Source organism: Chryseobacterium sp. PTM-20240506, from assembly GCF_048296755.1.
GTDB classification, from domain to species: Bacteria; Bacteroidota; Bacteroidia; order Flavobacteriales; family Weeksellaceae; genus Chryseobacterium; species Chryseobacterium proteolyticum.
In genome coordinates this window covers 2,313,241-2,337,194 of sequence record NZ_CP182581.1, presented here as the reverse complement: position 1 = coordinate 2,337,194, position 23,954 = coordinate 2,313,241, and the positions used below count along the sequence as shown (strand labels likewise).

General features: G+C 36.9%; 19 protein-coding genes and 1 pseudogene. 10 read left to right on the top strand and 10 right to left on the bottom strand.

The window, feature by feature from the left end:
- Positions 1–16: 16 nt before the first annotated feature.
- The 3 genes from ACNFU2_RS10365 to ACNFU2_RS10355 form a co-directional block, all read right to left on the bottom strand.
- Positions 17–3,187, bottom strand: coding sequence for an efflux RND transporter permease subunit (locus tag ACNFU2_RS10365; protein ID WP_273649332.1), 3,171 nt, complete (start codon positions 3,185–3,187; stop codon positions 17–19).
- A 42-nt stretch (positions 3,188–3,229) separates the two neighbouring features.
- Positions 3,230–4,390, bottom strand: a complete 1,161-nt coding sequence (locus tag ACNFU2_RS10360; RefSeq protein ID WP_172280332.1) for an efflux RND transporter periplasmic adaptor subunit — start codon at positions 4,388–4,390, stop codon at positions 3,230–3,232.
- Between the two features lie 352 nt (positions 4,391–4,742).
- A complete protein-coding gene (locus ACNFU2_RS10355) occupies positions 4,743–5,339 on the bottom strand; it encodes a TetR/AcrR family transcriptional regulator (RefSeq protein ID WP_172280330.1) in 597 nt (198 codons plus the stop codon).
- A gap of 165 nt (positions 5,340–5,504) precedes the next feature.
- Here ACNFU2_RS10355 and ACNFU2_RS10350 point away from each other — a divergent pair, with 165 nt between their 5' ends.
- The gene (locus ACNFU2_RS10350) at positions 5,505–6,059 is read left to right on the top strand and encodes a thioredoxin family protein (RefSeq protein ID WP_172280328.1); all 555 of its coding nucleotides are present in this window, start codon (positions 5,505–5,507) and stop codon (positions 6,057–6,059) included.
- A 129-nt stretch (positions 6,060–6,188) separates the two neighbouring features.
- Here the strand turns inward: ACNFU2_RS10350 and ACNFU2_RS10345 are convergent, their stop codons facing one another.
- Positions 6,189–7,088 carry an AraC family transcriptional regulator gene (locus tag ACNFU2_RS10345; protein WP_172280326.1) on the bottom strand — a complete coding sequence of 300 codons (900 nt, stop codon included), beginning with the start codon at positions 7,086–7,088 and terminating at the stop codon, positions 6,189–6,191.
- Positions 7,089–7,211: 123 nt separating this feature from the next.
- On the opposite strand from ACNFU2_RS10345, the gene ACNFU2_RS10340 reads away from it, so the two are divergent.
- The 3 genes from ACNFU2_RS10340 to ACNFU2_RS10330 are packed head-to-tail and all read left to right on the top strand — an operon-like array spanning position 7,212 to position 12,383.
- A complete protein-coding gene (locus tag ACNFU2_RS10340) occupies positions 7,212–8,441 on the top strand; it encodes an MFS transporter (RefSeq protein ID WP_418124830.1) in 1,230 nt (409 codons plus the stop codon).
- A 1-nt stretch (position 8,442) separates the two neighbouring features.
- Positions 8,443–9,921: a trehalase family glycosidase gene (locus ACNFU2_RS10335; RefSeq protein WP_418124828.1), complete on the top strand. Its 1,479-nt coding sequence runs from the start codon at positions 8,443–8,445 to the stop codon at positions 9,919–9,921.
- Between the two features lie 17 nt (positions 9,922–9,938).
- Positions 9,939–12,383 carry a TonB-dependent receptor gene (locus ACNFU2_RS10330; RefSeq protein WP_306614089.1) on the top strand — a complete coding sequence of 815 codons (2,445 nt, stop codon included), beginning with the start codon at positions 9,939–9,941 and terminating at the stop codon, positions 12,381–12,383.
- Positions 12,384–12,480: 97 nt separating this feature from the next.
- Here ACNFU2_RS10330 and ACNFU2_RS10325 read toward each other — a convergent pair whose 3' ends face one another.
- Positions 12,481–13,119: an MBL fold metallo-hydrolase gene (locus ACNFU2_RS10325; RefSeq protein ID WP_418124825.1), complete on the bottom strand. Its 639-nt coding sequence runs from the start codon at positions 13,117–13,119 to the stop codon at positions 12,481–12,483.
- A 72-nt stretch (positions 13,120–13,191) separates the two neighbouring features.
- Between ACNFU2_RS10325 and ACNFU2_RS10320 the strand changes: the two genes are divergently transcribed.
- From ACNFU2_RS10320 to ACNFU2_RS10305, 4 genes and pseudogenes are all read left to right on the top strand, one after another.
- The gene (locus ACNFU2_RS10320; protein WP_273649320.1) at positions 13,192–14,403 is read left to right on the top strand and encodes a type IX secretion system plug protein domain-containing protein; all 1,212 of its coding nucleotides are present in this window, start codon (positions 13,192–13,194) and stop codon (positions 14,401–14,403) included.
- A gap of 377 nt (positions 14,404–14,780) precedes the next feature.
- Positions 14,781–15,026, top strand: coding sequence for a hypothetical protein (locus ACNFU2_RS10315; protein ID WP_418124823.1), 246 nt, complete (start codon positions 14,781–14,783; stop codon positions 15,024–15,026).
- Positions 15,027–15,035: 9 nt separating this feature from the next.
- Positions 15,036–16,460 (top strand): annotated as a pseudogene (locus tag ACNFU2_RS10310) (M4 family metallopeptidase); the annotation flags it as partial.
- A gap of 72 nt (positions 16,461–16,532) precedes the next feature.
- The gene (locus ACNFU2_RS10305; protein WP_418124898.1) at positions 16,533–16,760 is read left to right on the top strand and encodes a T9SS type A sorting domain-containing protein; all 228 of its coding nucleotides are present in this window, start codon (positions 16,533–16,535) and stop codon (positions 16,758–16,760) included.
- Between the two features lie 73 nt (positions 16,761–16,833).
- Here the strand turns inward: ACNFU2_RS10305 and hemH are convergent, their stop codons facing one another.
- Genes hemH through ACNFU2_RS10290 form a run of 3 tightly spaced genes read right to left on the bottom strand, consistent with a single transcriptional unit; the run spans position 16,834 to position 19,291 of the window.
- A complete protein-coding gene (gene hemH, locus ACNFU2_RS10300; protein WP_273649316.1) occupies positions 16,834–17,868 on the bottom strand; it encodes a ferrochelatase in 1,035 nt (344 codons plus the stop codon).
- 10 nt (positions 17,869–17,878) lie between these two features.
- Positions 17,879–18,409 (bottom strand): NADPH-dependent FMN reductase, encoded by a 531-nt coding sequence (locus ACNFU2_RS10295; RefSeq protein ID WP_273649314.1) that lies wholly within the window; start codon positions 18,407–18,409, stop codon positions 17,879–17,881.
- A gap of 3 nt (positions 18,410–18,412) precedes the next feature.
- A complete protein-coding gene (locus tag ACNFU2_RS10290; RefSeq protein ID WP_172280310.1) occupies positions 18,413–19,291 on the bottom strand; it encodes a NifU family protein in 879 nt (292 codons plus the stop codon).
- Between the two features lie 152 nt (positions 19,292–19,443).
- On the opposite strand from ACNFU2_RS10290, the gene ACNFU2_RS10285 reads away from it, so the two are divergent.
- Positions 19,444–19,959, top strand: a complete 516-nt coding sequence (locus ACNFU2_RS10285) for a gamma carbonic anhydrase family protein (protein WP_273649313.1) — start codon at positions 19,444–19,446, stop codon at positions 19,957–19,959.
- Between the two features lie 96 nt (positions 19,960–20,055).
- Here ACNFU2_RS10285 and ACNFU2_RS10280 read toward each other — a convergent pair whose 3' ends face one another.
- Complete coding sequence (locus ACNFU2_RS10280; protein WP_273649312.1) at positions 20,056–20,502, bottom strand: hypothetical protein; 447 nt, start codon at positions 20,500–20,502, stop codon at positions 20,056–20,058.
- 83 nt (positions 20,503–20,585) lie between these two features.
- Here ACNFU2_RS10280 and ACNFU2_RS10275 point away from each other — a divergent pair, with 83 nt between their 5' ends.
- Positions 20,586–22,712 (top strand): helix-turn-helix domain-containing protein, encoded by a 2,127-nt coding sequence (locus ACNFU2_RS10275; RefSeq protein WP_273649311.1) that lies wholly within the window; start codon positions 20,586–20,588, stop codon positions 22,710–22,712.
- A gap of 32 nt (positions 22,713–22,744) precedes the next feature.
- On the opposite strand, the gene ACNFU2_RS10270 is transcribed toward ACNFU2_RS10275, so the two are convergent.
- Complete coding sequence (locus ACNFU2_RS10270) at positions 22,745–23,593, bottom strand: M12 family metallopeptidase (protein ID WP_273649309.1); 849 nt, start codon at positions 23,591–23,593, stop codon at positions 22,745–22,747.
- Positions 23,594–23,954: the final 361 nt, after the last annotated feature.

Sequence of the window (23,954 nt, the reverse complement as noted above, 5' to 3'; positions counted from 1 at the left end):
TTCTTTTAAGTGGACCTTAATGACCTGGCGCTAAAGCCTGATTTTGTTTTTGAAGTCTGCGTTTTTTTCTGCTTGGCATTTTTTCATGCAGATATTGGAAAATCACATACATCACAGGGATAATGAAGATCCCGAAAATTACTCCGGTTAGCATTCCCCCCACAGTACTGATCCCGATAGAGTGGTTACCCTTTGCGGAAGCTCCCTGTGTCCAAACCAATGGAAGCATACCAATGATAAAGGCAAATGAGGTCATTAAGATAGGTCTTAAACGTAATCTTGAAGCCTGAAGAGCCGACTCGATCAATGTTTTTCCCGCTTTTCTCCTCTGAACAGCAAATTCTACAATAAGAATCGCATTTTTCGCCAGTAATCCCACGAGCATGATCAGTCCCACCTGTACATAAATGTTATTATCTATTCCCGCTAACCCTGTGAAGGCAAACACTCCGAATATCCCCGTCGGAACGGTAAGGATAATCGCAAAAGGAAGAATATAGCTTTCATACTGTGCTGCCAATAGGAAGTAAACAAATAAAATACTCAACATGAAGATGAAAGCAGTTTGTCCGCTGGTTTTGATCTCTTCACGGGTAATACCTGTCCATTCATATCCATATCCACGCGGAAGAGACTGTTTAGCGACTTCTTCCACAGCTTTAATCGCGTCACCGGTACTGTATCCTGGTTTTGGAGTTCCGTTAATGGTTACCGCATTGAACAAGTTATTTCTTGTTACGGTTTCCGGTCCGAAAGTCCTTTTCAAGGTTACTAATGTTTTGGTAGGAACCATTTCTCCCTGTTTGTTTTTAACATAAATTCCCTCTAAAGAATTGATGTCTGTACGATAAGGAATATCAGCCTGTGCCATTACTCTGTAGTACTTACCGAATCTGTTGAAATCCGAAACGAAGCTACTACCGAAATAAATCTGCATGGTCTGCATCAGATCAGTAACAGATACTCCCAGCTGGTTTGCTTTATCCGCATCCACTTCAATAGTGTATTGTGGATTTCCTGCAGCATAAGTGGTGAAGGCAAATGCAATTTCTTTACGTTTCATCAGCTCACCAATGAACGCCTGGGTGTTAGCTCCCAACTGTTCAAAAGATCCGTTGGTTTTATCCTGTAACATAAACTCAAATCCACTTACGTTACCGAAACCTTGGATTGTAGGGAAGTTAAAGAAGAATGCGCTAGCATCTTTTACCTGGCTCACTTTTCCCGTTAACCCGGCAGCAATCTGATCCGGATCTTTTACATCACCTCTTTTGTCAATATCTTTTAATTTGATAAATCCGGCAGAGTAAGGAGAAGCATTCGCATTACTGATAAAGTTTACTCCATCCGCTACCCATAAGTGGTTGGTTGCTTTTTCTCCGTTTACGATTTTATCAATTTGTTTTGTTGCACGTTGGGTTCTGTCCAATGAACTTCCCGGAGGAGTGTTTACCGCATATAAAACAAAACCTTGGTCTTCTGTTGGAATAAATCCTGACGGTGCCTTTTTAATTAAGATAACACTTGCTGCAATTAATACGGCTAATCCACCTACAGCTACCCATTTATTTTTAATTAAAAATTTAAGGCTATAGATATATTTTTGAGTCATGTTATTGAAGCTGGTATTGAATGCATTGAAGAATTTTGCACCAAATCCTTTTTTCTCATGACCATGCTCTCCATCCTGTGGATCTTTTAAGAAAAGAGCACATAAAGCAGGACTTAATGTTAATGCATTTACAGCTGAAATAAGGATCGCAATTACCAAAGTGAAAGCGAACTGTCTGTAGAAGACCCCAGCAGGTCCCTGCATGAAACCAACAGGAATAAATACAGCACACATTACTAAAGTAATGGAAATGATCGCTCCTGAAATTTCACTCATCGAGTTTACCGTTGCGTTTTCCACAGGCATTCCTGTATGTTCCATCTTGGAATGGACTGCTTCTACCACCACAATGGCATCATCCACCACAATACCAATCGCAAGAATTAAGGCAAACAGAGTAAGCATGTTAATACTGAATCCGAATAACTGCAGGAAGAAGAAGGTACCAATAATAGCTACCGGAACCGCAATCGCCGGGATTAACGTAGATCTGAAATCCTGAAGGAAGATATAAACTACGATAAATACAAGGATAAACGCAATCACTAATGTTTCCACCACCTGATCAATAGAAGCATCCAGGAAGTCTTTGGAATTATACATAATAATTGGATTGACTCCTTTCGGCAGTGTAGTTTTAAGCTCGTCTACCTGCTTTTCAATTTCAGTAAGAATCTCATTCGCGTTAGAACCTGCAGTCTGCAAAATTGCGAAACCTGCTACAGGTTTTCCGTCCACCCTGTTGGTTGCTGTATATGTATAAGAGCCGAATTCTACTCTTGCAACATCTTTTAATCTCAGGAAGGAACCATCATCATTTGCCTTAATAGCTATGTTTTCATAATCCGCATTCTTGTTCAGTTTTCCTTTATATTTAAGGATATATTCGTAAGTTTCCTTACTTCCCTGGCCAAGACGTCCCGGAGCAGCTTCAAGGTTGTGATCTTTAATAGCTGTCATTACCTCTTGCGGAGATAAATTATTAGCTGCCAGACGATCCGGTTTCAGCCATATACGCATGGAATAATCCTGTGTACCAAATACCTGTGCCTGTGCAACCCCCGGAATACGTTGTATCTGCGGAATTACATTGATCTTAAGGTAGTTTTGTAAAAACAGTTCGTCATATTGTTTCGGATCATCACTGGATAATCCCATAAACATGATCATACTGTTCTGTACTTTCTGAGTTGATATTCCGGCCTGAACCACTTCCTGAGGAAGCTGGCTCATTGCCTTTGATACCCTGTTCTGAACGTTTACCGCAGCATTGTCAGGATCTGAGCCCTGTTTGAAATAAACGCTCAAAGTCATCGATCCGTCGTTACTTGAATTGGAAGTCATGTAGGTCATATTTTCAACCCCGTTCACCGCTTCCTCAATAGGGACAGCGACAGAACGTGCTACCACTTCCGCATTGGCACCCGGATAAAAGGCCGTTACCTGAACGGTAGGAGGCGCGATATCCGGAAATAATGTAATCGGAAGATTGAAAACCGACAGTATTCCCAGTAATAGTAATATTATGGAGATGACCGTAGAGAGCACTGGTCTTTCTATAAATTGTTTTAACATAAGAAGTTTATTTTTTTAAGTCTTCTGTAATGGTACAGGTGTTTACAAAGGTTTTGATTTGAACAAGCTGTCAGAAGATACTGCTTTCGGTTGTATCGTAGCACCATCTTTTAAGCTTCCAAGACCTTGATATACAATCTTGTCACCTACAGAAATTCCGTCGGAAATGAAGTAATAGCTTTCTGTTTTTCCAGAAATAGTGATTGGTTTGCTCGTTACTTTTTTGTCTTTTCCAACGACATATACATATGTTTTATCCTGAATCTCAAATGTAGATTCCTGTGGAATAACCACAATATTGGTAAGAAGCTGAGGCATACGCACTCTTCCTGTATTTCCCGTTCTTAGCGCCCCCTGAGGATTTGGGAATACCGCACGTACACTGATTGCTCCTGTACTTTTATCGAACTGGCCGTCTACAATGCTCATTTTCCCTTTTTCAGAATAGATGGTGTTGTCAGCGATTACCAATTCTACCATCGGCATATTTTTCAGTTTTTCTTCCAGAGACGCACCCGGGTATTTCTTTTGAAAAGCGATAAAATCAAGTTCACTTAGAGAAAAATACGCATATATTTCGCTGATGTCGGATAATAAAGTTAAAGGGTTTGGATCTGTTCTTGAAATTAAACTTCCTTTTTTATAAGGAATTCTTCCAATATAACCACTTACCGGTGCTGTGATTGTTGTAAATCCTACATTGATTCTCGCATTTCCTACCGATGCCTGAGCCTGTGATGCGGCTGCAACAGCGGCTGCATAATTGGCTTTTGCTGTTTTAAGCTGTACATCAGATACCACTTTCGCAGCTACTAACGGCTGAAGGCGGTCTACTTCTACTTTGGCTTTCTGAATATTAGCATTAGCAGCCTGTAAATTAGCCTGTGCCATATTCATTTGTTCACCATAAGCTCTTGAATCGATTTTGAACAGGGGCTGGCCTGCTCTTACGAAGGCTCCTTCTTCTACATATATTTTATCCAGGTAACCATCCACCTGTGATCTGATTTCCACATTGTTTTTTCCTTCCAATGCAGTCGGGAATTCCTGATATGTTGTAGCTGGAGAAGTAATTACAGTATAAACCGGTAATTCTGGTGCAGGAGGGGCCTGATTCGAATTTTCTGCGGCCTTACTGCAGTTCTGTAAAAGGATAATACTTGTTATAAGTAATAAGATCCTCATTGTTCCAGGTATTTTCATTAAAATTTAATTTGTTTTGTTAAGCGTTTGAAAATTTAATAATGTTGTTTTTTTTAATAATTCGTGTTATTTTTTCTAACGGTGTTAATGATAAGTTTAAAAAAAATTACAGAATTATTAATACTAGAATTAGATCGTCATTTCCATAATCATAAAGTTTTTAATGTTGTTTTTAAGTATATAAAGGTGAGGTGTATCGCGTTAATTTTACTAACAGTGTTAATGTTCAGGGTTGAATTTATGATTGTATTATCGTTAAATCCTTTGAAGTTCTTAATGCTAATTTTGTTTAAAAATCTAATTTAATTGTGCTATTTTTCCTAACAGTGTTAAGGTTTGGTTCAAAAAAAATTTACAAAGACTTAATAAAAGCTGCCACTGTTTCATCCAGGGTAGTTTTGTTCATTGTGGCAGGAATATCAGAATTACGCATCATCATAATTGATATTAAACCATGTACCGCAGAAAACAAAGCATGTGACATATGGCATGCATTATCCGGATTAGATCCGTTTTTCTTAATAATATTGTATGTACAGTCGTAGATCATATCTTGGAAAGAAGAAAATTCTTCCTTCATTTGCCCTTTACCACTGCATTGCATTCCCAATCCAAACATTAACTGGTAATATTCTTTATTTTTAAAAGCAAATTTCCAATATGTATCTACAATGGCAGTAAGCTGCTCTTCAGGACTGTCATATTTTTTCTGAGCTTTTACCAATTCTTTGTGTAAAAGTTTAAACCCATTTAAAGAAATCTCAAATAAAATAGCTTCTTTATTTTCAAAGTAATCATAAACAACCGGAGCACTGTATTCAATCGCGTCAGCTATTTTCCTAATGGAAAGTGAAGCCCAGCCCTCTGTTTTTGCCAAAGTGAATGCCTCCTGCAAAATGTTTGCACGGATAGACTCCTTTTCTCTTTGACGGCGTTCATGTAATCCCATGATATTTTTTTACTAACAGCGTTAGCAAAACTACGAATATTAACTTGTAACTTCCAAATAATATTGAATAATATTTTTATTTTAACATTTAACTGAACTTTATAAAAACCTGAATTGCCCAATCATAAAAGAAATTTTATCTTTGTAGGCAAAGAAATAAAGGATATGAATACTCCCTCAAATATGTTGGCATTAGGAACAAGAGCTCCGTTTTTTGAACTTCCTAACCCGTCAAAAAGTAATGAAATTCAGTCATTGGATGATCTGAAAGGAGAAAAAGGAACGTTGGTGATCTTTATGTGCAACCATTGTCCGTTTGTTTTGCATGTAATCGATAAGATTAATGAGTTGTATGAAGACTATCAGGAAAAGGGGATTGAGTTTATAGCTATAAATGCAAACGACATTGAAAAGTATCCCGCAGATTCTCCTGAAAAAATGATCGAGTTCCAGATTGAAAGAAAATTTGACTTTCCTTATTTATATGATGAAAGTCAAAGTATTGCTAAGGCTTATGATGCAGCATGTACTCCGGATTTTTATTTCTTTGATGATAAACTGGATCTTGTTTACAGAGGTCAGATGGATGATTCAAGACCTGGAAATCACAAAGATGTTACAGGTGAAGACCTGATCATTGCTTTTGAAAACCTTCTGTTGGGAGAACCACAGGAAGAGATTCAAAGACCAAGCATGGGATGTAACATCAAATGGAAATAATTATTGAATTGAAATAGGGATTGAAATTCAAACCTGAATTTTATATTTTCTTTTCAACATATTATAATGATAAGATAGTAAAGCTGTTCCTTTTTGGAATGGCTTTTTTATTTGTGTAAGTATAAATATCTAAAAAGATTTCTGAACTACTTTTAGAGGTGGGTCCACGCTCTCAATCTTCTCATGTGAAGAATTCCTGATAAACTCTGAAGGTGTTTGCTCGGTGTATTTTTTGAACATCCTGTTAAAATAAGTTACATTGTTGAAACCACAGCTGTAACAGCATTCCGAAATGCTTTTATCCTGAACCATCAGCAGGCAGGCTTTGTTAATACGGTAACGGTTGACAAACTCTGTAAAAGTAATTTGTGTAGCTTTTTTGAAGAAATTGCAAAATGCCGGAAGCGTAAGATTGGCAAGCTTTGCGACGTCTTCTATATTGATGTCCTTATCGTAGTGATGCTCCACATAGGTGAATATATTTTCAAGCCTGGCCTTATTTTTTGAAATGATTGTGTAAGGCATAATCTCTTTATTGAGCAGATTATAATCCTTACGGGTAGAAAGATCAAAAAGAATATCAAGCAAAAGCAGATATCTTTTATAGCCTTCAGTTTCCAGCATTTTTTTCAGCTTAGGCAGTAATGCATTTTTTGTAGCCGGGCTGAAATGAATTCCATATTTGGAAAGCTCCAGTAAGTTTTTAACAGAGCGTGCTTCTATTTCCTGTTCAGGGAATTGTAATATCTCTTCACGGAACTGAAGGACTATTTCCTCATGTGGATCAATGGAATTCAGACCAAATCCGGAATGGGGAATATTCGAACCTATCAGTACCAGATCTCCATTTGAATAATTGCTTTTGTGATAGCCTACGTGCCGGGTTCCACTCCCGGAAATTACGCACACCAATTCAATTTCGGGATGGTAGTGGTATTCCCATTTAAATTCAGAAATGGGGGAGTTATTATGTAATGTGCGAAAGGAGCTTTTCTCGTTAGGTAAAACTCTTTCAAAGCTAACTTTCATTAGATTAATGATATTTATGGTATAAAAATAATAATTATATTAATATAGTTCAAATATATATTTACTATGTTAAATTAACGTTAAGGCAAATGCTTCTATCTTAGCCAACAAGAAATTAATTTAATGCGAAATTTCAACATAAAGGCTATTCTGTTTTTAAACTATTTTGTTTTTGCCATTCTTCTGAACTCAGTAGGAACGGTGATCCTGCAGGTCCAGCAGAATTTCGGGATTTCAAAATCCTCAGCGAGTGTTTTGGAGGGTTTTAAAGATCTGCCTATTGCTATCTGCTCCTTTATTCTTGCTTCATTCTTACCCAAAATCGGAATTAAAAATTCCATGCTGATTGCTCTTTTTCTGGTTAGTGGAATGTGCTTTATCATGCCTTTTTCAAATGCATTCTGGTTTTTCAAATTGTTATTTGCCATTGTAGGAGTTTCCTTTGCATTGATTAAAATTTCAGTTTTTACATCCATCGGGCTTGTGACCAATACTGATAAAGAACATTCCAGTTTTATGGGTTTTCTAGAAGGCTTTTTCATGATCGGTGTATTAGCGGGAAATGTACTTTTTAGTTTATTTATTGATGATCATAATCCAAGATCGACACATTGGCTTAATGTATATTGGGTTCTGGGTGCATTGTCTGCTCTGTCGTTTTTGTTTTTATTCTTCTCAAGGTTAAATGAGAAGGAAGCCAGAAGTGAAACGACAGATTTACTAGGAGATATTAAGAATAGCATAAGCTTATTCAGTTACAAAAAAGTATTGTTTTTTCTTGTGTGTGCTTTTCTGTTTGTCTTAGTGGAGCAGAGCTTTCAAACTTGGACACCCACTTTTTATAAGGAGATCCTCAGATTACCCACTTCTATGAGTATACAGGCAGGGGCCGTTTTAGCCGGAGCATTTGCATTGGGAAGGTTTTTATCAGGTTTCTTTTCCAAGAAATTCAGCTGGATTTATGTTGTGTCATTTTGTGTGATAGGTTTTGCCGTAAGCTTGCTATTTGTTTTACCCTTAACCCATAACATTGAAATCAGTACAGGTACAACATGGTTCAATGCCCCGGTTGTAGTCTATCTGTTTCCACTTATGGGAGGTCTGTTGGCTCCGATCTACCCGAGCATCAATTCTGTTATTTTAGCATCCATACCTAAATATTTGCATAGTGCGATGTCCGGGCTTATTGTTGTTTTTTCCGCAATTGGAGGAACGATAGGTTCGATCATCACCGGTTTTGTATTTCAGGAATTCAGCGGGCAGCGTGCTTTTTATCTTTCATTGATACCACTCTCACTGTTGATCATATCAGCTGTTATTATGAATAAATTAAAAATAAACCCTAAAAAATAGAATGAATACACAACTTTATATCAGGGATATCCAGGCACTTTTTGATGATGTCCAAAGATCAAGGATCTTTGAAGATCAAAAGATGATGACAGATGCAGTGCCTTTATTTCCTGTCGCAGAAATCAACGAGAAATATGAAAAGGAAAGAGTTGCAGCAGATTTTGATCTTAAAGCTTTTGTACTTTCCAACTTTGATTTTTTGGGTGCCACAGTATCTATCCAACGGGAGGATCATTTGCCGATTGATCAGCATATAGAAAAACTATGGGATGAGCTTACCAGGACAGCTTATGAAGAAAGAGGAACACTTTTAAAGCTTCCAAAACCTTATATCGTTCCGGGAGGGCGGTTCAATGAGTTTTTTTATTGGGATAGTTATTTTATTATGCTTGGATTGCAGGTTTCTGGAAGAGTTGAAATGATGAAAAATATCGTTGAGAACTGTTCTTATCTAATTCAAAATGTAGGGTTTGTTCCTAATGCGAGCAGGACCCATTTCTTAAGCCGTTCGCAGCCCCCTTACTTTTCATTGATGCTTGATCTGCTTGCAGAGAGTACAGGGGATGAGAATGTTTATATCGAATATTATGATACCCTTGAAAAAGAATATGAGTTCTGGATGGATGGGGAAGAAGGTTTAAACAATGATACCCAAAGCAAAAGGGTGTTGAAAACCGACAATGGTGATATCCTGAACAGATATTATGATGCTGAAAATACACCCCGTCCCGAGAGTTACCTGATCGATATTGAAGATCATGAAAATGCTACGGGAGAAGAGTTTTACAGAAACATCAGAAGTGGCTGTGAGTCTGGATGGGATTTTTCCAGCAGATGGTTTTCAGACGGGGAAACCATACAAAGTATAGAAACCCTGAACATCTCGCAGGTAGATGTTAATTGCCTTTTGTGGCATCTTGAAAAAACTTTGGTGAAAGCTTCAGGTCTTAAACATTTTAAAGAAAAAGAAAAATATTTCAGTGAAAGGGCAGCAAAAAGGAGACAGGTAATTGATACATATTTCTGGGATCAGGATGCCCGGACTTATAAAGATTATCATATTAAGAAACACAAAAATACAGTGTCCGAACATATTGCTGCTCTTTATCCATTATTTTTAGGTCTGGCCAGCGATGAACAGGCAAAGGCGGTTTCCGAAATTATCGCTGAAAAATTCCTTTACAAAGGCGGTCTCGTTACGACAACAAAACGTTCCGGCCAACAATGGGATCTACCCAATGCCTGGGCACCTTACCAATGGCTTGGATTTGTTTCGATGAAAAATTATGGATTTACACAATTAGCTAATGATATAAAAAACAACTGGTGCTCTAATGTCGAGAGAGTTTATGCGAATACAGGTAAACTTATGGAAAAATATAATGCATTAGACAATGAAGCGATAGCCGGAGGAGGAGAGTACCCTAATCAGGATGGATTTGGTTGGACAAACGGAGTCTATTTAAAATTAAAACAATAATTAAATTCTATATGGGCATGAAAAAAAAATCAATCTTTTTACTCGCAGGAGTCGCTACGCTATATTTTAATAATGCGTATGCACAGGAAACGGTTAAGGATTCCACCAGAACAGGATCTATTGATCAGGTAGTTATCACGGGTAATGCAAACCCGAAAAAGAAAATAGAATCAAGTACGGCAATTTCTACGTTCAGTGCAAAAGAAATCCAAAAACAAAATCCTATCAGTGCAGCGGCATTGCTGCAGCGTGTTCCGGGTTTTGCTGTTGAAACTTCTGGGGGGGAAGTGGGAAATAACCTTTTCGCAAGAGGAATTCCTTCTGCCGGAGCATACGAATTTGTTCAGGTACAGGAAGATGGATTACCGGTTTTTGAAGATGGAGCTTTGCAGTTTGCCAATGCCGACAACTTCTTCCGGGTTGACAATTCTGTAAACCGACTGGAAGCATTAAGAGGAGGTTCGGGATCAATTTATGCTAACAATTCTCCCGGTGGGCTAATCAACTTTATTACAAGAGAAGGAACCAATGATTTCCGGGGAAGTGCTAAACTAGAAACAAGTACTTATGGATTAATGCGTACTGATGTAAACGTAGGTGGCGCTTTGGTACAGGATAAATTGTTCTTTAATATCGGAGGGTTTTACAGAACGGACAGCGGAATCAGGAAAACAGGGTTTAAGGCCAATGACGGGGGACAGATCAGGATGAACTTAAAATATGTATTTGATAAAGGATACGCAAAAGTGTATTATAAGAAACTTGATGACAGAAATACCTTTTTCTTACCGATTCCTTTAGTACAGAATGGAAATGACCTGAAAGAATTTCCTGGCTTCGATGCTAATTACGGGACATACAGTTACCGATCCATCAGCCAGCTGAATATTCCACAGCCCGGAGGAGGTTTCTTCAGAAGAAATCTGGAAGACGGAATTCATCCGAAAGTAGATGTCGTAGGCGCTGAATTCAAATATGATCTTGGAAACAATTTTACCGTTTTGAACAAGACACGATATACGAATATCAATATGAATTATACCGGTATATTTCCTGCGGGAGCACCTCAACAGGCAGGCGCTTTTGCCAACAGCAACGGAATTGCGGGAAATAATTATCAATATTCTCTGGTAAGCAACGGGGCTCTTGTAAATCCGCAGTATGTGCAGAAGCTAGGATTCTGGGCGATTGATAAGCAGATGAATAATTTTGTCAATGATTTACAGTTCAATTATAAATTTGATAAAGGAAATGTAACGGCCGGATTTTATAAATCAAACTGGAAGTCTCATCAATACTGGAACTGGAGCAATATTTTGACCACAGCCACAGACAGGCCTCAGCTTCTTAATCTGGTAGATACCTCATTGAGCCCTACTGATGTAGGATATTCTAAAACTTATAACGGGGTTACAGATATGTCTTTTCTTGTGAGGGATTCTCAAATCCAGGGAAGTTTGAATGATGTTTACTTAAATCTGGATTATAATATTACAGATAATTTAAGCTTTAACGGAGGAATTCGTTACAGCCGTGATTATTATAAAGGATATGGAGTAAATACAACAACAGCAAATCTGAATAATTCTGGATTAACGACAGATGGAACTCATAGTTTTGCTACTACGACAGCCGATGACAATATGTCTGTACTGGGAAATAAATACAAATACTGGAATTATGATGTTAACAGAGTATCTTTTACAGTAGCTTCCAACTATAAGATCAATAAAGAAAATGCGGTTTATGCCCGCTTCTCAAATGGGTTCAGATCTCCTAATGAAGAATCATATTATAACAATATGGCAGACCTGAGCCAGATCAAACCGGTACAAACCAATCAATTGGAAATTGGATATAAGTATTACACCCGTACATTCGACATTGGAGTTATCCCGTTTTATTCAACTCTGAAAAACCTTTCTTTTACAGATGTATATTCTGACGGAACTTCAGAAAATAAATTTGCAAATACAACAAACATTGGAGTAGAGCTTGAAGGATTTGCCAGATTATTCAATAACCTTTTGGAATTATCATTCAATGGAACTTTCCAAAACCCGAAATACAAGGATTTCACAGGAAGAAATGCCGATGGATCAACATTTGATTACGATGGTAACCAGGTAAGAAGGATTCCCAAATTCTATTTTAATATTTCCCCTGCCGTTAATATTACGAAGCAGTGGAGAGCATATGTGAGCTATAATTATTATGGAAAGCGTTTCCAGGATGAGGCGAACAGTGATAAAAATATTTTGCCTTCATTCAGTGAGGTAGGGGCAGGAACCTCCTATCAGTTAGGTAATATCCGTTTTGCAGTTGACGGAACCAATATTTTTAATACCATAGGTATTACTGAAGGAGATCCAAGATCTCCGCTTACAGGAACCGGAGATATAAGAATGGCAAGACCGATCATGGGTGCTGCAGTGAGAGCATCTGTAACATTTGATTTCTAGATCTATTTCTTATATATGTAAAAACCGTCAGACCAGTCTGACGGTTTTTTTATTGAGTGTTATGACTAAAATCTTGAAAAATAAGGTATTGCTAATCTTATTTCAAAAAGGGATTATATTGTTTTTCAAAACCAATAGTCGTTGGATTTCCGTGACCTGAAAAAACCTGGGTCTCATCATCCAATATAAAAAGTTTGGTTTTAATTCCGTTGATCAGCTGTTCGTAATTTCCTTTGTACAGATCTGTTCTTCCAATACTTCCTTCAAACAAAACATCTCCGGAAATCATAAATTTCTGTTTTTCGTTGTGGAAAACAATGCTTCCGGGAGAATGCCCGGGAACATGATAGATTTTGAATTTTTCACCATCAAAGTCCAGTTCGTCGCCATCATTGATATATTGAACCTCTACTTTTACAGGGTCAATATTAATTCCAAACCTCATTCCGCTCATCTGAAGCATATCCAGAATTTCCTGATCCTGCTGATGCATATGTACGGGAAGGTTAAACGTGTCATATGCCCACTGCAAACCAAAAACATGGTCAATATGGGCATGGGTGAGAAGTATTTTTTGAATTTTTAGGTCGTTATCCTTAATGAAATTACTGATAAGGTTGGTTTCCTGCTCATTCATGTTTCCCGGATCAATTAACCAGGCATTTTTATGTTCATTATATAGGATGTAGGTGTTTTCGCTTGCAAAGTTGAATACAAAGGCTTGGATCTTCAGCATATTCTGATTGTTTTTTTATCCAAAAATACGATATTCCTAAGAAAGTGGTGATTTTTCGTTATCTTCGTCATAATGAAAACATTGCGACTACTTTTACTTTCTTTAGGGGGATGGGTGTTCGGACAGAACATCCAGAGCATTCAGCTTTTTAATCCCCAAACCAATGATGAAACTCCTGTGATCAATTTTAATCAGACATTGGTTCTTAGTTTTGATGATCTTACAAATGCCAGTGAGATCTACAGATATACCATAAAACACTATGACCGCAACTGGAATGATGATAATCTTTTTTTTACGGAAATTGCTAATGGAAGTCTTAATGGCTTATTGGATAAATTTGAATATTCATTCAATACGCTTCAGGCTTATACCCACTATAAACTCGTGTTTCCTAATGATAAAATACAACCGAAGATCTCCGGAAATTTTGAACTGATTGTGTACAAAGATTCTGCGGATAAACCTCTTTTTAAAAGAAGGTTTTATTTGGTTGAAGACAATGTTTCCCTGGCCTTAAATGTATCGAGGATCACTGATAAAAACCCGAACATCAATCAAAGGGTAGAGGTGCAGGCGTTAGCAAAAGGAAATGATCTGTCGTCAAATGTAAATTCAATGACATTGAATGTCATGCAGAATAACAATCCCAATGTGGCTGTTAATAATCTGAAGCCGAGCTCCACTCTTGGGAATAAATTACTTTTCCAACAAATGAGCCTCACGTTCCCCGGGAATAATGAGTTTTATTATTTTGATAATAAAAACATGAATATGGCTGCTGACATGGTTCGAGCTACGGAAGTAAAAGACGGAGTGAATCAAACATACTTGCATCCCGTATGGGCTTTTCCTTTGAATTACCAATACCAGCCTGATGTAAACGGAGCTTATTACTTCAGGAGAAATGACCTGGGGCTTGAAAGAAATGCAGAAAGGGAAGCGGATTATTCATGGGTATATTTCTCTTTGGACTCAGATCCTGTAGACAAGGAAATTTATGTATTGGGAGGTTTCAATAATTTTATGCCCAGCAAACTGAATCAAATGCAATATGATGCTGCGGCTAAGAAATATGTGGCGAAGATCTTTCTTAAACAAGGCTTTTATAACTACATTCTCGCAACAAAAGAGAGTAATGGAACCTTAAATTTTGGTGAAATCAACGGAAACTTCTGGCAAACAGAGAATCTATATCAGGCATTTCTATATTATGCTCCTTTTGGAAGAAATTATGATGGTCTGATGGGGTATGGAGAGTTCAGAACCCCAATCGGAAAATAATTTATATTAAAAATTTAATCAAATAGCATATAATACCTCTACGGTTAAAAAATTGGCCATCTCATTTGAGATGGCTATTTTTTTTTAAAAAACCATTTGTAGATAAGGATTTTTAAGAAATTTCACTAATATTTTACCAAGCAATTAATATGCATAGCATAGCAAAAAAATATTTCACTTGTGCATGATTTTTAACTTAATTTATTAATAAAAAAGAAGTTATGATTTGAAATAATAATTAATTAATTTTTTTTTATTGAAAAAACACATTGTATTTTATTTATGGATTTACCATATAAATTGATTTTTTTTCAATGGTTTATTTTTTTTATTGTAAAAAGTCTATAAATTCGCTAGACCATTTAATAAATATTTTTATGAAAACAAAATTTATCTTAGTGGCAAGTATTGCCGCTTGCTCTTTCGTATTTGGGCAGGACAAACCGTCAAAACTGATTTCCGGTAAAAACGGGTTACACGCAGAGTTTTTAAGATTTGATAAAAATGGACCTTCTTTTCAGGGAAGTCCGGTTTTGTTTGATGAAGCTTCTCAAAGGTATATCCCAGCTGAAGCCAAAAAACTCGGCACAGAAAAGGACAGGTTGGGATTTGAAACCCATTGATTCCAACAAACTGTTAATAACATTCCTGTAGAATATGGAACAATAGCTGTTCAGACCAAGGGTGGAAAAATTGTAGGAGAATCTGGAAAATGGATTCTTAAAGTTCCTGAGAAGATTGAAAAAAGTACGAATATTTCCGAGGATATAGCATTGCAAAATGCATTATCATTTGTGGGAGCGGATTCGTACAAATGGCAGAATAAGGAGGAAGAGGATTTTATTAAAAAAGAATCCAATGATCCTAACGCAAGCTTTGCCCCAAAGGCAGAGTTGGTTTATTACTCAGATCCTACTGATGAAAAGCTTCGTGATTTGAAATTAGCCTATAAGTTTGATATTTATGCGGAAAAGCCATTGAGCAGACAGTATGTTTTTGTAGACGCTAAGAACGGGAAGGTCCTGGGAACTGATGCAATAATTCATGATGTGAACGCTCCGGGAACTGCTACTACAGGGTATAGCGGAAACCGAAGTATTGTTGCAGATTCGTATAATGGAAGTTACAGATTGAGAGAAACCGGAAGAAATGCAGGGAGTGGTGCAGGGACTGCTGTAGAAACGTATAATTTAAAGAAAGGAACTAATTATTCTGCTGCTGTAGATTTTACGGATACTGATAACAATTGGAATAATGTAAATGCCAATAAAGACCAGTACGCTACTGATGCCCACTGGGGAGCAGAAGCAACTTTAGACTACTTGTACACAAAATTTAACAGAAAAAGTATTGACAACAATAATTTTGCTATAAAATCTTATGTTCACTATTCTACCAATTATACAAATGCATTTTGGGACGGATCCAGAATGACATATGGTGATGGCGCCTCTAATACCACTGGCGGATTGCCACTAACTGCTCTGGATGTTTGTGGGCACGAAATTACCCATGGAATGACTTCTAAAACTGCAAACCTTGCCTACCAAAGGGAGTCAGGTGCGTTAAATGAAGGTTTCTCAGATGTATTTGGAAATTCAATAGAATTATGGGCGAGACCTTCACAGGCAAGCTGGAAATTAGGAGAAGATTTCAATTATGTCATTAGAGATATGTCTAATCCTAATGCTTACCGTCAGCCTGATACGTATAAAGGAACGTATTGGAAAGATGCGAGCAGCTCTTGTACTCCTCAGGGAAATCCTAATTTACCTGGATATAACGACTATTGTGGAGTACATACCAATTCAGGAGTTCTTAACTTTTGGTATTACTTGTTAGTAACCGGTGGTTCAGGAACTAATGATAACGGTTTTGCATACAATGTTTGAGGAATAGGATTGGATAAAGCGGGAGCTATTGCTTACAGAACATTGACTTCTTATCTTACTTCTTCATCTACTTATGCCAATGCAAGAACTTCTTCATTACAAGCTGCAGCAGATCTTTATGGTACAGGTAGTAATGAAGTTACTCAGGTAACCAATGCCTGGAATGCCGTAGGAGTTGGAGGTGGTACTTCCTCTGCAGGACGTGCTGTTGCTGAGCCAAATACTTCGCTATACACCATTAGTCCAAATCCGGCGACTGATAAATTTACAGTAATATTTGAAGGTAAAGCAGGAAAAGGAGTTGTTGAGGTAGTAAGCTTAACAGGTAAGAAAGAAATTTCTGAAAAAGTAGAGCTTACAGACGGGGTTAATAAACTTGGTTTACAGATTCCATCTACAATGCTTCCTGGAGTATATGTTGTAGTGGTTAATGGCCAGAAAGCTGGGAATTTAATCAAAAAATAATCTTAATATATTTAATTACAGAAAGGACATAAGAATTTCTTATGTCCTTTCTTTTATTGTATTGATCTGAATTTTATACGAAATAGAACTCATTCAGTTTTTCTTCACATAGCGTTTTTACCACTTCAATCCATCGATCTTCATCATTTAAACACGGTATATAATGGAAGTTTTCTCCACCGCCATGTAAAAACTGTTCTTTGCCTTCTACTGAAATTTCTTCCAGGGTTTCAAGACAATCTGAAACGAATGCCGGGCAAACAATAGCCAGATTTTTGACTCCTTTTTTAGGGATTGTTTCTAACGTTTCATCGGTATAAGGTTCTATCCACTTATCCTTTCCCAGTCTGGACTGAAATGAAACAATGGTTTTTTCTTTGGGTAATCCCATTTTTGCAATAACAGTTTCAGTGGTCTTATAGCACTGATGTCTGTAGCAACGGGCATTATGGGCTTCTATTGTACTGTTAATGCAGTTGGAATCATCGATCTTACACGTGTGGGAAGGGTCTGTTTTATAGATATGTCTTTCCGGAACTCCATGATATGAAAACTGCAAGGCATCGAAATTTTCAGGAAGTTTTTCCTTGATACTTTCTGCTAGGCAGTTGATATAAATATCTCTATCGTAAAAAGGCTGGATATAATTGATTTTTACAGTCGGGAAAGTTTTCTTTCTTACTTCTTCTGCCTTTTCAATCACCGTTTCCGTCGTACTCATAGCATATTGGGGATACAATGGGAAAAGAACAATTTCGGAAACTCCCTGATCAACCAGTTTTTGAATTCCGGCTTCGATACTCGGCTGTGCATATCGCATTCCGATTTCCACAGGAACGTCAACCAGCTTCTGTAACTTCTTCTGAATCTTCTCAGTGATCACTATCAATGGTGAACCTTCATCTGTCCATACGGTTTTGTAAGCTTCAGCAGATTTGGCCGGTCTTGTATTGAGTATAATACCACGCACAAGGAGAGCTCTGAAAATCCAGCGATAATCTATAACCCTTTCGTCCATTAAAAACTCATCAAGATATTCCTTTACATCGTTTACAGCTGTAGATTTGGGAGAACCAAGATTTACAAGTAAAATTCCTTTTTTAGCCAATTTTTTTATTTTAATTATGAAAAATAGAGTTTTCGAAACTGATCATCAATTTTGATATCATCGCAAAGGTATTATTTTCAATGTTACCATTTTCATCAAATTTACCTTTGATCCCTTTTATAAGGAGTTGATGATCACTCTCCGTTGCAGCACCGAGTGTTCTTAAAATCAGTAAAAGTTCTTCATGTGCTTTTTCTCCCTGAGCCGAAGCTGTAATAACAGCCACAGGTTTTTCAGAAAAGATCGTAGTTGATACACACCATTCCAGAAGGTTTTTTAATCTGCTTGGAATACTGAAAATATATTCCGGTGTAGAAAATAATACACCTGCAGAACCTTTAATATCTTCTCTGATCTTTAAAATTTCTACAGGTGTATTATGATCCGTTTGTTGCGTGTCAAAATGAGGAAAAATGGAAAGATCGTCGTAAATCTCGAAATCAATGCTGCTCGTTTTAATGGCTTGCTGTATAAGTTTCCAATTACTTGAGTTCTTTGTGGCACTACCAATGATTACTACGATTTTCTTTCCTCCAGACATCAATTATCCATTTACAGCTTCCACTCTTTCTACTAAATCAGGAACGAATTGTTTTAAAATATTTTCGATTCCGTTTTTTAGGGTAGCAGTAGAACTTGGACATCCTGAACATGCACCCTGTAACAGCATTTTCGCTGTTTTGTTGGCTTCGTCATATTCCATTAATGAAATTTTCCCGCCATCATTTTCCACTGCCGGTGCAACGTATTCATTTAATATATCAGAGATTTTCTGTTCATCATCCGTATAATCCCTGTTGATGATTTTTTCTACCGGATTCTCGTGCTTCTGAGGTTCAAGGTTTGAAATCTCACCCCCGTTCTGAAGATATTCAGCAATAAGCCCGCGTACAGCCATCATAACCTGATGCCATTCTACAGAATCGTTTCTTGTTACTGCAACGAAATTATCAGAGATAAATACTTCTTTAGCAAAATCAAATTCCTTAAAGATAGCCTGAGCTAAAGGAACTCCATCAGCTTCAGTTCTTGATTTAACCTCTACAAAACCATCCAGTAATAATTTGCTGGAAACAAATTTCATCACATTAGGATTAGGAGTCATCTCTGCATAGATCTGATACATTTCCTTTTTCTTCTGAAGGTAAACCCTTGGGTTAGCAAGCAATTCATCTTCAATTACATTTTTCAGACTTTCAGCAACATGCTCCCACTCTACAGTATCTTGTTTTGCAACAGCCACAAAATTAGCCGTAATGAAAATTCTCTCTACAAAAGGGTAGTTGAAAAGTTCCTGAGCAATAGGAATTTCTGAAATATCTGAACTTCTGTCCAATTCAAGAGACCCGGGAATCAAATTGTAATCAGCAACAAATTTCATCACTTTTGGGTTTTCTGTTGGCTCTATAAGTATCTTACGCATTTTTTCGTTAAATTTGAGATACAAAAATACGCAATTAGAAATTAGGAAGGAGAAGGAAGAAGTTAGATTTTTGCTATCACTGTAATTTAAAAATAGTGATTGCTTCACCTGATTTCAGAAGTTACTCATTTTCAAAATATCAAATTAACAATATGGCACTTATAAAAGAACTTTTGGGCAAAGCACCACAAATAGGGGAAAATACTTTTCTGGCAGAAACGGCAACTATCATTGGAGATGTTACTATGGGAAAAGAATGCAGTGTATGGTATAATGCAGTAATACGGGGAGATGTTAACTACATAAAAATGGGGGATAAGGTAAATGTCCAGGATAACGTCATGCTACACTGTACATATGAAAAATATCCACTGGTTATAGGAAATAACGTTTCTATAGGGCATAACGCCATTGTGCACGGATGTACGGTTCAGGATAACGTTCTGATCGGAATGGGAGCAATTGTGATGGATGACTGCCTTGTGGAAGAAAATTCAATAATTGGTGCAGGATCGGTTGTTACTCAGGGAACGCATATTAAATCCGGAGAAGTATGGGGTGGTGTACCGGCCAGGAAAATAAAAGATATTTCCTCCCAGTTGCTTGAAGGAGAGGTTAACAGGATTGCCGATAATTATGTGAAGTATTCCTCATGGTATAAGGGATAAGATTAAAAATATGATATAAAAAAATGCTCTGTCATCTGACAGAGCATTTTTTTATCCTTAGTAAAAACTCCTGTTCGTGTATATAAAAATATTGTTTTATTGTCCTTCAAATATGAGCTCGGCTTTTCCATTCTTGCATTTTATGCCCTTGGGTTCCGCAATTACAGAACAATCCGAAGTAATCCCGTATTTGGTATTAAACTCTGCTTCTTTTTTATTGTAGCCTTCTATTAAAGGTAAAATCTGCTCTTCTGAAACCTTAGGATAAGCAATGTAAAATTTAGGACCACCACAAGCTTTTGCTCCCATCGGTGCTATTTTCCAGTCATCAGGATTACTGCATTTTTCCTTGGCAATTTCTGATTCTACTACTGCTTTTGCTTTTTCCAATTGAACCTCATCATATTTCTTGCTGTTTTCATCAGCGGGTCTTTCTGAAATATCTTTAGGTAAATTATCTGTCATATTTTTTGTGCCACAAGAAGCCAAAGCCATTGCTATACATAGTGATATCACAGAAATCTTAGCGGGTACTTTTCCCATATTAGTTTTTATCTTTAAAAAACGAACTCAAAAGTTATGCCACAAGAGCGATTTCAAATTCATTTTCCGTAATTTTGAAGACGATGAACAATCATTTTTTTGACATAATAGAGCACACCAACAGAAGTGTTTTCCTCACTGGAAAAGCAGGAACAGGTAAAACAACTTTTCTGAATGATTTTGTAAAAAGGACCAAGAAGAAGCACATTGTGATAGCACCTACAGGGATTGCTGCCATTAATGCAGGTGGAGTTACCATTCATTCCATGTTTGGGCTGCCATTACGAACATTTTTACCTACCACAGAAAGAATCGATGGAAGTTTAGCAAATAATATTGCTGATCTGATGCCTCATTTTAAGTACCGTAAGGATAAACTCAAGCTTTTAAGGGAAATAGAAATTATCATCATCGATGAGGTCTCGATGCTCAGAGCTGATGTCCTTGACATGATGGACTTTTCTCTAAGATTTGTCAGAAGAAACAATCAAAGATTCGGAGGGGTTCAGATGCTGTTCATTGGAGACTTGTATCAGCTTCCGCCGGTGGTAAGAGATGAACATATTCTGAAGATGTATTATCAGTCTCCGTTCTTTTTCGATAGCCTTGCAATCAAGGAAATTCCTTTGATTACTATTGAATTGACAAAAGTCTACCGTCAGTCCGATCAGGAATTTCTGGAAATCCTGAATGCTATCCGGGATGGCGATATCGCCAATATTGATTTTGAACATCTTAATGAGAGGTATGACCCCGATTTCGAAACGGGACAGGATTCATATGTCTATCTGTGTTCTCACAATAAAATGGCAGATGAGATCAATCAGAAAAAACTCGCAGAAATAAAAGTTGATCCCAGCACTTATGAAGCGAAACTCTTTGGGGAATTTAAAGAAAACCAGTTTCCGAATGATCAGTTTCTGGAGTTAAAGATAGGAGCTCAGATTATGTTTATCAGAAATGATGTTTCTCCCGAAAAGAAATATTTTAATGGAAAGCTGGGGGAAATTGTGGGACTGGATGAAAATGAGATTCGTGTAGCTTTAGAAGGAAGTGAAAGAGAAATCGTCGTCAAAAGAGAAGTATGGGAACAGAAGAAATATTTCCTGGATACTGATAAAAATATTAAAGAAGAGGTTTTAGGAAGCTTTGAGCAATTTCCTATAAAACTGGCATGGGCAGTTACCATCCACAAAAGCCAGGGATTAACCTTTGACAAGGTAATTATTGATGCCGGGAAAAGTTTTACGGCAGGGCAGGTGTATGTTGCATTATCACGATGCAGGACGTTGGAGGGGATTGTTTTAAAATCAAAAATTACTCCTGAAGTCATATTTAAAGATACGAGGATACTTCAATTCCAGGGCGACACTTTTGCTAATGATCATGTAGAAGATATTTTAAACAGAGAAAAATACGATTACAGTATTAAAAAAGTGCTTCGTACAATTGATAGTTTATGGTTTCTGAAAGAAGTTGAAGAATGGAATAAGCTGTCTGTCGCTACAAAAAATATTGATCATGTAAAAACCAACCAGCTCTATCTTCAGCTAAAGCATGAAATCGTTCAGCTTGGAAAGATTTTTGGAAAACTGGAAAGGGTATTAACTCAAAAAATAGAGCTTCTTCTTGATAAGAAAGAGGAATGGTCTGAAATTGAAAATAAGGCAAAAGGGGCTGTTAATTTCTTTTTTACCGAGATACGTGACAAGGTTTTTAATCCTTTGAAAGATTTTTATGCTGAAATAAAAGGAGCAAAAGGACTTAAGCAATATAATGAAGAATTTAAAGACTGGCTGGAAGATATTGAAGAATACCTGAATAGCCTGAAAGATATTCATTTGCTGGATACTAAACTTCTGGATGAGAAAAACAACCAGGAGGTCAGCCTGAAAATTGCCAAAGTTCCATCTCAGGTGCTTACCTTTCAACTATTTGAGCAAGGAAAAACAATTGGTGAAATCTCACTGGAAAGAGGGCTTGTAAAAGAAACCGTTATCGGGCACCTGGCGAAATTTGCAGAACAGGGTTTACTGGATATCTCCAGAGTCATTACTTCAGATAAGATTAAAGCTTTTGAAAAAGAATTTTACCAGAAACCGCACGAGACATTGACGGAATGGAAGAATGCTTTGCCGAATGATTTTGAATTTAATGAAATAAGAATTCTTATCAACCACTATAATTACAAAAAGGAAAAGAATTCCTAAGAATTCTTTTCCTGTCTATAGCATATTGAAAATTAAGGATACATTGCATTGATCGTATTGATGTCTCCTGTCGTAAAGCCTGTCCTGTTGTAGGTGAAATTGGTATTATCCGCTTTTTTAATGGTAGGTAATCCATTTTTAGAATACGAGGTTGGCCAGTACATCATCACTGAATTAATATTGAAAGGCCCGATATCTGTTCCTGAATTATAAATATTGAAATTGTAAGCTTGTCCGCTTTGGATATTATCCCATTGGATGCTTACATATTGATCCCGGTCTTTACGGCAGTGCTCATGATAAAGCCCTACAGTATGTCCCATTTCATGGATCACTGACGCCGTAGAAATATTCTGATCCAATGAGATGTTTTGTTTACCTCCCTGGTATCCGATATGAGCCCACCCGTCATATCCGGAAGAGCTTCCGAAAATAAATTCTACATAATTGGATTGATTGGTACGGGGAATCCATTGGGTATTGGTTTTTGTATTATACTCATTGACTGCAGAAGTAATCTTATTTGCATTAATAGACCCCATATTGCTGGCTACGGTATAATAAATTTTGCCATTCGGCCACCTTGACAAAGTTGCTCCACCTTTATTTGCAGAATTATCTTCCGCTAATTGTTTATCGGACAACACGATGTCTCCCTGGAAAAAATTCATTCCATTCTTTCTCTCGTAGGTAATAACCTGTCCTCCTAATTTGCCCTGTTTAATGTTAGCTGAATTGAAAGCATCAGTTTGTGCTTCCGTCATCATTTCTTCATTGTTTTTACTGCATGATGTAAGAATCAAGGCAACAATCAGGCTGATCGATAGATTTCTTTTGGTTAACATTCTGCTTAAGAATGTTTTTTCAAATCGTTTTTTCATAATAATATTTTTTGTGGTATTAAACTATGATCCAATATGATAGGATCATATACAAATTTAATATTTTATTTCTCTTATATATGATTTATTTATATGGATGCAATATAAATTTTACTTATTGTTGATTTTTTTGATGCTACAGGCTTTTAAAAAGGGGATTTGGAAAAGTATTTTTCGATCTCATTTCTAGAAAATCCATAAGAGGTACGGATAAGGATTTTTTAATAGTTTTTGCCTGAAATAGGTCATCAGACTTATCAATTACAAAAAGTAACTAATGCAGTTTTTATGTGGTAAATTTGTATGTTTTTAAATCTCAATTTATAATTACGAAATTGGCAAAGGAGGTTTCAGATCTTCT

What these genes read in the sequence shown, in the direction of transcription:
- ACNFU2_RS10365 (WP_273649332.1), bottom strand. Translation starts at nt 3,187, where the DNA reads ATGTTAAAACAATTTATAGAAAGACCAGTGCTCTCTACGGTCATCTCC.
- ACNFU2_RS10360 (WP_172280332.1), bottom strand. Translation starts at nt 4,390, where the DNA reads ATGAAAATACCTGGAACAATGAGGATCTTATTACTTATAACAAGTATT.
- ACNFU2_RS10355 (WP_172280330.1), bottom strand. Translation starts at nt 5,339, where the DNA reads ATGGGATTACATGAACGCCGTCAAAGAGAAAAGGAGTCTATCCGTGCA.
- ACNFU2_RS10350 (WP_172280328.1), top strand. Translation starts at nt 5,505, where the DNA reads ATGAATACTCCCTCAAATATGTTGGCATTAGGAACAAGAGCTCCGTTT.
- ACNFU2_RS10345 (WP_172280326.1), bottom strand. Translation starts at nt 7,088, where the DNA reads ATGAAAGTTAGCTTTGAAAGAGTTTTACCTAACGAGAAAAGCTCCTTT.
- ACNFU2_RS10340 (WP_418124830.1), top strand. Translation starts at nt 7,212, where the DNA reads ATGCGAAATTTCAACATAAAGGCTATTCTGTTTTTAAACTATTTTGTT.
- ACNFU2_RS10335 (WP_418124828.1), top strand. Translation starts at nt 8,443, where the DNA reads ATGAATACACAACTTTATATCAGGGATATCCAGGCACTTTTTGATGAT.
- ACNFU2_RS10330 (WP_306614089.1), top strand. Translation starts at nt 9,939, where the DNA reads ATGAAAAAAAAATCAATCTTTTTACTCGCAGGAGTCGCTACGCTATAT.
- ACNFU2_RS10325 (WP_418124825.1), bottom strand. Translation starts at nt 13,119, where the DNA reads ATGCTGAAGATCCAAGCCTTTGTATTCAACTTTGCAAGCGAAAACACC.
- ACNFU2_RS10320 (WP_273649320.1), top strand. Translation starts at nt 13,192, where the DNA reads ATGAAAACATTGCGACTACTTTTACTTTCTTTAGGGGGATGGGTGTTC.
- ACNFU2_RS10315 (WP_418124823.1), top strand. Translation starts at nt 14,781, where the DNA reads ATGAAAACAAAATTTATCTTAGTGGCAAGTATTGCCGCTTGCTCTTTC.
- ACNFU2_RS10295 (WP_273649314.1), bottom strand. Translation starts at nt 18,409, where the DNA reads ATGTCTGGAGGAAAGAAAATCGTAGTAATCATTGGTAGTGCCACAAAG.
- ACNFU2_RS10290 (WP_172280310.1), bottom strand. Translation starts at nt 19,291, where the DNA reads ATGCGTAAGATACTTATAGAGCCAACAGAAAACCCAAAAGTGATGAAA.
- ACNFU2_RS10285 (WP_273649313.1), top strand. Translation starts at nt 19,444, where the DNA reads ATGGCACTTATAAAAGAACTTTTGGGCAAAGCACCACAAATAGGGGAA.
- ACNFU2_RS10280 (WP_273649312.1), bottom strand. Translation starts at nt 20,502, where the DNA reads ATGGGAAAAGTACCCGCTAAGATTTCTGTGATATCACTATGTATAGCA.
- ACNFU2_RS10275 (WP_273649311.1), top strand. Translation starts at nt 20,586, where the DNA reads ATGAACAATCATTTTTTTGACATAATAGAGCACACCAACAGAAGTGTT.
- ACNFU2_RS10270 (WP_273649309.1), bottom strand. Translation starts at nt 23,593, where the DNA reads ATGAAAAAACGATTTGAAAAAACATTCTTAAGCAGAATGTTAACCAAA.